General features: G+C 42.5%; 10 protein-coding genes. 4 read left to right on the top strand and 6 right to left on the bottom strand.

What is annotated here, in order from left to right; translation table 11 throughout:
- Both R8925_RS12755 and R8925_RS12750 read left to right on the top strand, forming a co-directional pair.
- Positions 1-516: MarR family winged helix-turn-helix transcriptional regulator (locus tag R8925_RS12755; protein WP_430536193.1), on the top strand; the 516-nt coding region annotated here is incomplete at its 5' end.
- Between the two features lie 5 nt (positions 517-521).
- Entirely contained in the window at positions 522-1,385 is an 864-nt protein-coding gene (locus R8925_RS12750) for an NmrA family NAD(P)-binding protein (protein ID WP_430536192.1), read from the top strand.
- A 43-nt stretch (positions 1,386-1,428) separates the two neighbouring features.
- On the opposite strand, the gene fdhD is transcribed toward R8925_RS12750, so the two are convergent.
- The 3 genes from fdhD to fdhF form a co-directional block, all read right to left on the bottom strand.
- Positions 1,429-2,220 carry a formate dehydrogenase accessory sulfurtransferase FdhD gene (fdhD, locus tag R8925_RS12745; RefSeq protein WP_430536191.1) on the bottom strand — a complete coding sequence of 264 codons (792 nt, stop codon included), beginning with the start codon at positions 2,218-2,220 and terminating at the stop codon, positions 1,429-1,431.
- Positions 2,221-2,283: 63 nt separating this feature from the next.
- Positions 2,284-2,760 (bottom strand): helical membrane plugin domain-containing protein, encoded by a 477-nt coding sequence (locus R8925_RS12740; RefSeq protein WP_430536190.1) that lies wholly within the window; start codon positions 2,758-2,760, stop codon positions 2,284-2,286.
- Entirely contained in the window at positions 2,760-5,747 is a 2,988-nt protein-coding gene (fdhF, locus tag R8925_RS12735; protein WP_430536189.1) for a formate dehydrogenase subunit alpha, read from the bottom strand. Before fdhF ends, R8925_RS12740 begins: the two co-directional genes overlap by 1 nt.
- Before the next feature lie 345 nt (positions 5,748-6,092).
- Between fdhF and R8925_RS12730 the strand changes: the two genes are divergently transcribed.
- Positions 6,093-6,491 (top strand): BlaI/MecI/CopY family transcriptional regulator, encoded by a 399-nt coding sequence (locus R8925_RS12730; protein WP_430536188.1) that lies wholly within the window; start codon positions 6,093-6,095, stop codon positions 6,489-6,491.
- Positions 6,492-6,493: 2 nt separating this feature from the next.
- Positions 6,494-7,909, top strand: a complete 1,416-nt coding sequence (locus R8925_RS12725; RefSeq protein ID WP_430536187.1) for a M56 family metallopeptidase — start codon at positions 6,494-6,496, stop codon at positions 7,907-7,909.
- A gap of 88 nt (positions 7,910-7,997) precedes the next feature.
- Here the strand turns inward: R8925_RS12725 and R8925_RS12720 are convergent, their stop codons facing one another.
- The 3 genes from R8925_RS12720 to R8925_RS12710 are packed head-to-tail and all read right to left on the bottom strand — an operon-like array spanning position 7,998 to position 9,949.
- Positions 7,998-9,065 carry a hypothetical protein gene (locus tag R8925_RS12720; protein WP_430536186.1) on the bottom strand — a complete coding sequence of 356 codons (1,068 nt, stop codon included), beginning with the start codon at positions 9,063-9,065 and terminating at the stop codon, positions 7,998-8,000.
- Positions 9,065-9,316, bottom strand: a complete 252-nt coding sequence (locus R8925_RS12715; RefSeq protein WP_430536185.1) for a hypothetical protein — start codon at positions 9,314-9,316, stop codon at positions 9,065-9,067. Before R8925_RS12715 ends, R8925_RS12720 begins: the two co-directional genes overlap by 1 nt.
- Before the next feature lie 12 nt (positions 9,317-9,328).
- Entirely contained in the window at positions 9,329-9,949 is a 621-nt protein-coding gene (locus tag R8925_RS12710; protein ID WP_430536184.1) for a hypothetical protein, read from the bottom strand.
- Positions 9,950-10,058 lie beyond the last annotated feature (109 nt).

Raw genomic sequence — 10,058 nt, 5'->3', positions numbered from 1 at the left:
GTTTATTGGTTGACTAATCGTAAGAAGAGGATGGAACATCCGTTGATTTGTAGATCAACTTTTGTCCCATCCTCTTTAATTATTTTTGAAAGAGATGATATGATGGACGATTTTGGTTACTTATTGATGAATAGTGCAAAAAAATTACGTCACGATTTAAATATTGCGCTGGAGCAATATGATGTCACGAGCGGGCAATGGGCGATTCTCAAGCATCTTCAAATGCTTGAGGGTCATCCTGTAACAAGCCGACTCTTATCAAGCAGACTCGGTTTCGATAAGCCAACTACATCTGGTATTATTTCTCGGCTTGAGAAAAAAGGGCTCCTTATTAAGCAAGCTAATGTTCAGGATAAGCGCTCATTTTCCTTACAGCTAACCCCGAATGCCCTTGAACTTCTGCCAAAATTGGAATCCTCTAGCCAGAAAGTAACCACCACCTTTTTATCAGTCTATACACCGGAAGAACAGCTTATTTTTACGAGCTTATTACAGAAAAAAATTAGAGAGGGATGAATGATTTGGAGAAGGTATTAGTACTTGGAGCTACAGGGAATATCGGTTTTACAGTCGTTCAAAAACTGACAGAAAACGGTATAGCTGTGCGTGCCGGAGTCTCAAATCCAGAAAAAAGCAAGGCCTTGTGGAAAGATAATACGCTTGTAGATGTAGTGCATTTTGATTTTTTGAATGCAACTACTTTTCCTTATGCACTAGAAAATATTACAAAAGTATTTTTTGTCCGTCCTCCGCAACTTTCCACGCCCAAAGAGGATATGTTTCCATTTTTACGGTTTTTAAAAGAACGCTCTGTGGCTCATGTCGTTTTTGTTTCTTTGATTGGAGTTGAGAAAAATCCGGTCACGCCGCATCATAAAATTGAGAAAGAGATGATGCGCCTCGCGCTGCCATACACTTTTTTACGTCCTAGTTTCTTTATGCAAAATTTGAATACGACGCACCGGGAGGATATTCAGGAACACAGCGATTTATTTATTCCAGCGGGAAATGCGAAAACGAGCTTTATCGATACGCGTGATATTGGCGAAATTGCTGCAATTTGCCTCATAAATACGTCTGAACATCTGCATCAAAAATATAGTATTACCGGGAAAGAGGCCGTGAGTTACGATGAAGTTGCTGAGAGGATGACTGCGATTTTAGGCAAAAAAATAACGTATAGTAAGCCATCACTACGGCGTTTCCGGTCAACGATGATTAAGCGCGGAACTCCGAAAGAATATGCCAATGTTATGACGATGCTGTATTTTATCACGCAGATGGGAAATGCGAAGAAGGTCACAACTACTGCAAACGAACTTCTAAAGCGTGAACCAACTTCTATCGATCGGTACATTAATGATTATCGCACATCGTTCCTATGAAAAAAGCGCCAAGTCCCTCTAAAAATGAGATTTGGCGCTTTTTCTAATCTTCTAAAACGCGATGATAACCGCTATAAACACTGAACTCGTTTCCGCGAATAAAGCCGACCGCCGTAATATTGAGCTCTCGCGCCATTTCTATAGCAAGTTCTGTGGGGGCTGAGCGCGACAAAATAATACCGCAACCAATTTTCGCCGTTTTTACGAGAATTTCCGAGGAAATCCTGCCGCTAAAAATGATTGCCTTATCCGTCATCGAAATTTCTGATTTCAAGCAATGTCCATAAATTTTATCAAGCGCGTTGTGCCGCCCAATATCCATCCGCACACAAATCACCTCATCGCGACTACAAAGCGCAGCGTTATGCACTCCTCCTGTTTTACGAAACGTGTCCGAATCCGCTTCAAATCGCGCCATCAAATCGAAAATATCCGCTGGGCGCAACACCAAATCCGTCTCATTCCGAGTCTCCACAAGCGATGCATCCGACTGAAAATAAAAATTCTCTCGCGATTTCCCACAGCAAGACGTAATGTAGCGCTTCGCTCGGTATTTTGCATTAAATTTATTCACAAAATTCGCGGTTACTTTTGCATGTCCCGTCGCTTCAATAATTTCCACACAATCAATATCCGCCATGCCACGCACTATTCCCTCCGAAGTCAAAAAGCCAACCACCAAATCCTCCGCATATTCGGGTGTACAAACAATCGTCACCAATTCTTCCTCATTCACATAAATCGTCAGCGGATATTCCACGGCCACTGTCGCCACATCATCAAACATATGCCCTTCCTTAAAACGCCTGATTCCAAGTCCAGCAGTCGTTTCCATCAATCGTCACCACCTAACGAAAACCCCAGATAAGCGTCTGCCAACACCATCTGGAGTCTAGTTTTATTTCAATTCTTGTCCTACGCCTTTCAAAAATGCCAAGCCATAGCGCAACGCCCGGTTTACATCAGGATCCTTCATCGCTCTTGCCAAGCCAAAAAGTCCCAGCGTTGCATCATCTTTCAAGCTCTCATTCGCTTTTGCCTGTGCATTGGCAAGTCCAGCCAACAATTGCTCCGTTTGCTCCGGCTTCGTTTCCGTTAACAATTTACTCGATATCATCAAGTTATTAATCGCATTCGTCGCCGGTTCCTTACGAGCTTCATTCAAAAATGTTGTCGCAATATCTTCTTTTGCTTTCAAAGCACTGTTCAACATATCCAGCGCCCCAGCTTGATGCAGCGACTTCACTAACTCTAAAATTTCCATGAATGCCACATCATCCGTTGCAATCTGATCTTTTATCGCCGTCATTTTATCCTGCTTTATCTGATCTTCCGTCTTTTCCACACGGCGGATTTTAGAAATCGGTTCTGCCATCACGCTTCACTCCCTTTCTTACACGCACAATTTCCACCACAAGCACAATTATGCTTCGAGATTGGTTTGTAATCTGCACGTGCCCATTTGCGCTCAATCTCCACACCATTTTGTGGGAACCTCGCTGCATTTCGTGGATTATGTTTTGGTAGCGGATTTTCACCGCATTTTTGTAATACTTCTAAGTTTACCTTCGTTTGTTTGTAAGCTGGCGTCTTCGTCCGCACATCGCCCGCGCTTGATGTCAACAAGTTAACCGCTGTCTCATGGCTGACCGAGTGCATTGGCAAGTACACTTCATTTTCGCGAACCCGATCTGTCACGACAGCGTGCACTTTAATGTGACCGTACGGCGATGTCAAACGCACAAGAGAACCGTCCTCCACGCCACGTTTTTGCGCCAATTCCTTTGATACTTCAACAAAGACTTCCGGTAATTTATAATCCAAGCCTTTTGTTTTATGCGTCATATTCCCCTCATGGAACTGCTCCAACAAACGACCGTTGTTTAATGTTAAATCAAATTCTTTGGGAAACTCAATCGGTGCAAGGTACGGCAATACAGAAAGTTTCGCCTTACCATCTGGGAAATTGAAACGCTCCTCATAAAGTAACGGCATATCAACACCATCCGCCGAAACTGGCCAAACTAGACTATCGAATCCTTCCATCCTATCATAGCTAACACCCGCGAAAAACGGTGCCAGACTCGCAACCTCATCCATAATTTCACTTGGATGCGTGAAGTTCCAATTACCGCCACACGCGTTTGCTACTTCCTGAATAATCCACCAATCCGGTTTTGAATCACCAAGTGGCTCCAACACTTCATACAAACGTTGCACACGACGCTCTGTATTCGTAAACGTTCCTTCTTTTTCAAGCGAAGGCGATGCTGGTAAAACAACATCAGCAAATTGCGCCGTCTTCGATAAAAAGACATCTTGAACGACGAAGAAATCAAGTTTTGCAAGCGTATCTTGGACATGGTTCGTATTCGAATCCACCCAAGCCATCTCTTCTCCAATCAAGTACATCGCTTTAAGCGTTCCAGCCTCGATTGCGTCTAACATTTCGTTATTTTTAAGACCCGGCACTTCCGAAATCTCTACACCATATGCTTCTGAGAAACGAGCACGAACTTCTGGGTTCAAAATGGACTGTACGCCCGGCAATACATTCGGCAGAGACCCCATATCACAAGCCCCTTGTACGTTATTGTGCCCACGAAGCGGATACGCGCCCGCGCCATGACGACCAAAGTTCCCCGTCACAAGCAACAAATTCGAAATCGCCGCTGACGTATGCGAACCCGCAATATTTTGCGTTACACCCATACCCCAACAAATCGCCGTTCCATCAGCCTCATGTACCATCTGTGCCACATTGCGAAGCGTCTCCACCGAAAGCCCCGTCTCTTTTTCCGCATACTCAAGCGTAAACGGCGCGAGGAACGTCATGTAATCCGCCACATTCGAAATCCGCGCTTCCATAAACGGCGCATCATGCCAGCCCATATCGATCATATATTTCGCAACCGCCGTCAACCACACAAAATCTGTACCTTGCTTCGGACGAATAAACAAGTCGGCACGCTCCGCCATCTCATGTTTTCGCAAATCCGAAACCATCAATTTCTGACCGTTCAGCTTCTGCGCACGCTTCATGCGACTAGCAAGAACCGGATGCCCATCCGCTGGTGAACAACCGACCAAAATCACAAGTCCAGCTGTCTCAATATCTTCCGCTGTGCCCGAATCCGCCCCAATTCCGACCGTATTCGTCAAACCATCCGACGCCGGCGCTTGACAATAACGTGAACAATTATCCACATTATTCGTCTCAAACACTTGACGTGACAGTTTTTGCATCAAATAATTCTCCTCATTTGTTGTCTTAGAAGAAGAGATAAAGCCAAGTGAATCGCTACCAAACTCATCACGCAAACTACCTAAACGCTCCGCAATCAGCGCAATTGCCTCCTGCCACGTCGCCTCGACAAACTCATCACCTTCGCGAATCAGCGGTGACGTCAAGCGTTGCTCACTATTCACGAAGTCCCAACCAAATTTACCTTTCACACACGTAGCAAATTTGTTCACAGGACCTTCACCCGTTGGCTCTACTTTCAAGATTTGACGACCTTTCGTCCAAACCTCAAACGAACACCCAACGCCACAGAACGTACAAACCGTTTTCGTTTTCTTCGTCCGCGTATCCCGCATTGATTTTTCCATTTCTGACAACGCGAAAACCGTCTGATATGGTGGCTCTACTTTTTTAACCATATCGATCATCGGCTCCAGAACTTCCTCACCGATTCCCGTCATAAACCCAGCTTGGCCGAGCATCGATTTCTCCATCATCGCGTTACAAGGACAAACCGTTGAACAAAGCCCGCACGACACGCACGACGACATATTCGCCGGACGATCATCATCCCAAATAACCCGAGGCTGCGGCCGATCCCAATCAATCGAAAGCGTCTCATTCACCTGCACACTTTGACACGCCTCAACACAGCGTCCACAAAGAATACACTGATCCGGATCATAGCGGTAAAACGGATGCGAAAAGTCATTCATGTAGCCCTTCTCACGAAATGGTCGTTCCTGTGAATCCACCTCAAGCAGTTCCGCCGTATTATGTACCCGACAATTTCCATTATTATTATCACAAACCGTACAATATAACATATGATTTTCCAAAATCCGATCCATTGCCTCGAGTTGCGCCTCTTTCGCCTTTTCCGAATCTAATTTAATCTCCATTGCATCTTTGAAATCCGTACTACAAGCCCGCATCAATTCACCGTCGACCTCACACATACACGTATCACAAGACTGAATCGCGCCCATCTGCTTACTATAACAAATATGCGGATGATGCACACCCTCGTCATTCAAATAATCTAAAATTCGCGTTCCTTCTTCCACATCATGCGCCTTGCCGTTAATCTTCACCGTGACTTTCACTTTCGCACCCATCTAAAAATCCCTCCTTGAAAACTAAAAACTCACACTCTTCTAAGAAAACCAATAGGAAGCGTTCTCATGCACCTTCCATTATAGCAGTTATTGTGAAAAATGAATAGTAAAAACCCTACTGATAATCGTTCTCAATCGAGTTTTGATGCCTGTTTAGAGTCATTCAGCAGATTGTGAAAATTTAGCGTACACAGAAAAATCATTGAAGATAATTCTCTCTATTAATCAAACGTAACTTGCGATTTTTTTACTATTTACATAAAGTATAGGGGTTGACTCATCACGATAATTCATGTTAGTATACAGCATAGATTACAAATGTAGTCTTACGAAAGGAGGCATAACATGGGACATTTACCAAAAATATCCGAAGCTGAATTAGAAGTCATCCAAGTTATTTGGAAACAATCTCCACTGACAGCCGGCGAAATCATTCAAGCTTTGGAAAAAGAACACGATTGGAGTCCTAAAACAATACGAACACTACTGAACAGACTAGTACAAAAAGAAGCTATTTCCTCTCATCAAGAAAAAGGAAAACTGCACACGTACACCGCATTAGTATCTCAAGAAGATTACATGCAAAGCGAAACAAAATCTTTATTAAACCGTTTTTACGGCGCAGCTTTCAAACCATTACTCGTTAATTTTATAAAAGAGGAGAAGCTATCCGCAGAAGATATCGATGAATTAAAGCAACTTTTAGATGATAAAACCGAGTCCAATCCCAGAAAGGATAAATAGTTATGTTTCATACGCTATGGCACACGTACCTCCCTTCTATTTTTGACTGGGTGATAGAAACTTCTATTTTGGCAAGCGTGTTAGTCGTTTTCATTCTGTGCATCCGATTCCTATTAAAAAATTGGTTAACGCCACAATGGAAATATGTCCTTTGGCTAATTCTTGTAGTGAGGCTTGTACTGCCGTGGTTTCCAGAAAGCTCCTTTAGTATATATTCCATACTGCCAGCAAACCAGGCACCAACCCCACTTGTTAGTCAAGAAGGCACAACGATAGCACCCGAAATCATCGCAGAAGTACCCGTCCTAACAGAAGAAGCACCTGCCGAAATCAACGTATATACTATCTTTTTATGCATTTGGATACTAGGAATCCTCGCTGCCGGAATTTTCATAATCTTGGCAAACAGGCGCCTATATAACTATATAAGTAGGCAACCAGTAATAACTGAAAAAAGAGTTTTGGATATTTATCGCACTTGCAAAGAAGATATGTCCATAAAAAAAGACATCCCGTTACATTACTCCGGCAAAATTTCAGCTCCAACCTTATTCGGGGTTAGTAAACCTAGGATTTTGCTTGATGAAAAACATGTGAAGCACCTAGATAACGACCAGCTAAAATACATTTTTTATCACGAATTATCCCACTATAAAAGAAAAGATATCGGCATTAATCTACTGATGAATTGCTTGCTTATTATCCATTGGTTCAACCCAATTCTTTGGTACGCAAATCGTGCTATGCGTGAAGATCAAGAAATGGCCTGCGATAATCTCGCTCTGACATTTATTAATCCCGCAGAAAGAACAGCTTACGGGCATACCATTATTAAGCTAGTAGAGCAATATTCAGCCTATTATCAGCCATCCACACTGGCACATTTCAGTAAAAACAAAATCAGATTAAAGAGGAGAATTATTATGATTAAAAAATTCAATAAAAAATCACAACTTTTGACAGCAGTAGGTTTCATCGCTATTCTAGGAGTATCCGCATTCTCTCTAGTAGATGTAAAAGCAGAAACAACAGAATCGCAAAAACAAGAATTGGCCGATAAAATGAAAAAAGAAGAACTTGTGAAGCAAGAGGCAGCAGATAAAGTAGCAAGCGGAGAGTATACCGAACAAATGGCTGCTGATTATAAAGCAAAAATGGCTCAAGATCACCAGACAGGTGTAGAGTACAACAAGGAAATAGACCCTGCCTATGAAGAGAAAAAGAAACAAATGGCTGAGGAAGAAGCAGCTGATAAGGCCACTAAATCAGATATTAAGAGAAAAATGGCTACTGCAACAGAAGAAAAGAAACGTCAAATGGCCGAAGAAAATGCAACAAATAAAGTAACAAAAGAAGAATATGACCAAAAAGCCGCTGCTGATTACAAAGCAAAAATGGCTCAAGAAAACGCAAAATAAGGCTTGAACAAATAAAAACAAACGATGCTCCCCATCTAATGTTCACCCCAAAATTCAGACTTAGATCTGATCTTGGGGTGTTTTATTATCATTTTGTCGACCACCGTAAAGCATCTTGATTCATCAATATAAGCTCCTCATGCTCGTCAACGTTTGTAATAAAAAGTAACGATGAAATCCGCTCTGCCGTTGAAAATAGATGATTATCCGGATATTCTGATTCAATTGTATTGTCATATTGAATCCGGTCCAAACTTTCAATTTTATACGACAACTGATCTGAAATAAGAAGACCTTTCCCATCATAATTTGCTTTAATACCAGTATCATTCTTATTTAACAGTACTGATTTTTGCAGATTCGTATCGTATAGAAATAGGCCATCCACCGCGTTATCCTTAAAATAGGCAACCAAATTATCATTCACTGGCTTCAACTCGCTATAACCAGCGCCCAAATCATATATTTCATAATTCTCACTCCGCAAATCATAACCCTTCAAATGCCCGCGACCACGCCTGATATCCCGATACCACATTTTATGCTCCGAAAAAGCCAGAACCGTCCCTTCCGCACCAACTTCATCAATCTGCGCCTCCTTACCAGTTTTCAAATCATAAGACATAATCCGATCCACCTTCCCGCGCGATTCCATCCAATAAACCGTATGGCCTTTCACATGAAAATCGAAATAAGAATTCCAATCGTCACCTTCCCACTTTTTAACTACTTTTTCCTGCGCAATATCATAAATAACAGTACGCGTCACATAGTCCGCGTCCGCCTCCACCCAGCCAAGATAATTCTCATTTCCAAAAGTAGAGTCAATCCCGTCCATGCCGAACTTCATCTTACTAGTCCCAGGAACCATATCCATTTTGCCAGTCTTCTTATCGATCGCATAAACAGCTTTCGCAATATTGTAACTGTCCGTATCGCCCTCCGTATTCACCAACGTATAAATCGTATCCGGCGTATCCACCATCGAATAGAATCCAACTCCATCCTCACCAATGAAACGCGTCCGATCCTTCTCATTCACCACCTGTACACGCATCACATTGTTAGCCTGCACAATTTTATGTACCGCAAATCCAGCTCCCACAATTAATAACACCGTCAGCGCCACCACGATTATCTTCACTTTCTTATCCATTATTTCCTCCTAAATCCCAAAACTATTAACCAAATCAGTGCCCCAATAAACGGTCCCACAAACATAACCATAACCCAAGACACATTCAACCACATAATTGGCTCCGTACAGCCATCCGTCCCACACGCCGTCCGCTCCAGCCCGAAGCGCTGAATAGAATCCACATACCCAATCAGCCAAACCCCGAAAAATAAGCCCCAAACTACAAAAATCCCAACTGCCAAAAGCGCGATTTTAACATACTTCCCCATCCTCAAATTCCCTCATTCCCTCACAACTTTAAAAATATACTCCGCATCAATCTGTCCAGGGTATGTCTCTTTAATCATCACCTCATCTGCAAAATATATTTTCAATTTATCACCCTGCTTCACCTCTGAAGCATCGATTTTCTTTCCAGCCGCATCAAAAATATCACTACTCTTATGTAACACGTACTTCCCATCATCCAGCCCCGCATCCCTGCCAGTAAACAATTTCAAATAATCCACATAAAGAGATGAACCTCCATCCTCATATGCCACTCCATGATACAAATTAAAATCATCCTCCGTTTTCTCAGGCGGGTACTTCACATCCGGCTCATCACTCGTTGACGAATACGGCGTAAACAATACGTCATACCCCTTTCCAATAAAAAGATACTGATACACAATATCCGCAGAATCCCCTCGTACCTTGAAATTTTTCACATAGTCTCCGCTTTTCTGCCAATCCCATACAAATTTTTCGTCATAAATCTCATTACTCGGCACGCCTTGTTTCGTCACGAACACATCAATTTCCCTCTCTGCATAAGCCTTCGTGTAGTAATGTTTCCCAATAAAGAAAACGCTAACAACCAAAGCAAGCCCAAGCAGCATCCAACTGTACTTATTTCTCATCCCATCCGCTCCTCGCACTTCACGAATTTTCCATAATCTATTCTAAAAGTATCACAAATACGGAGGTCGAACAATGACAAGCTTGATATCTTTAGAAAATATTTAGCTT

The organism is Listeria rocourtiae subsp. hofi (assembly GCF_963575615.1).
GTDB classification, from domain to species: domain Bacteria; phylum Bacillota; class Bacilli; order Lactobacillales; family Listeriaceae; genus Listeria_A; species Listeria_A hofi.
Note: the sequence above shows the minus strand (reverse complement) of the source record. Positions and strands in the feature narration are given on the sequence as shown.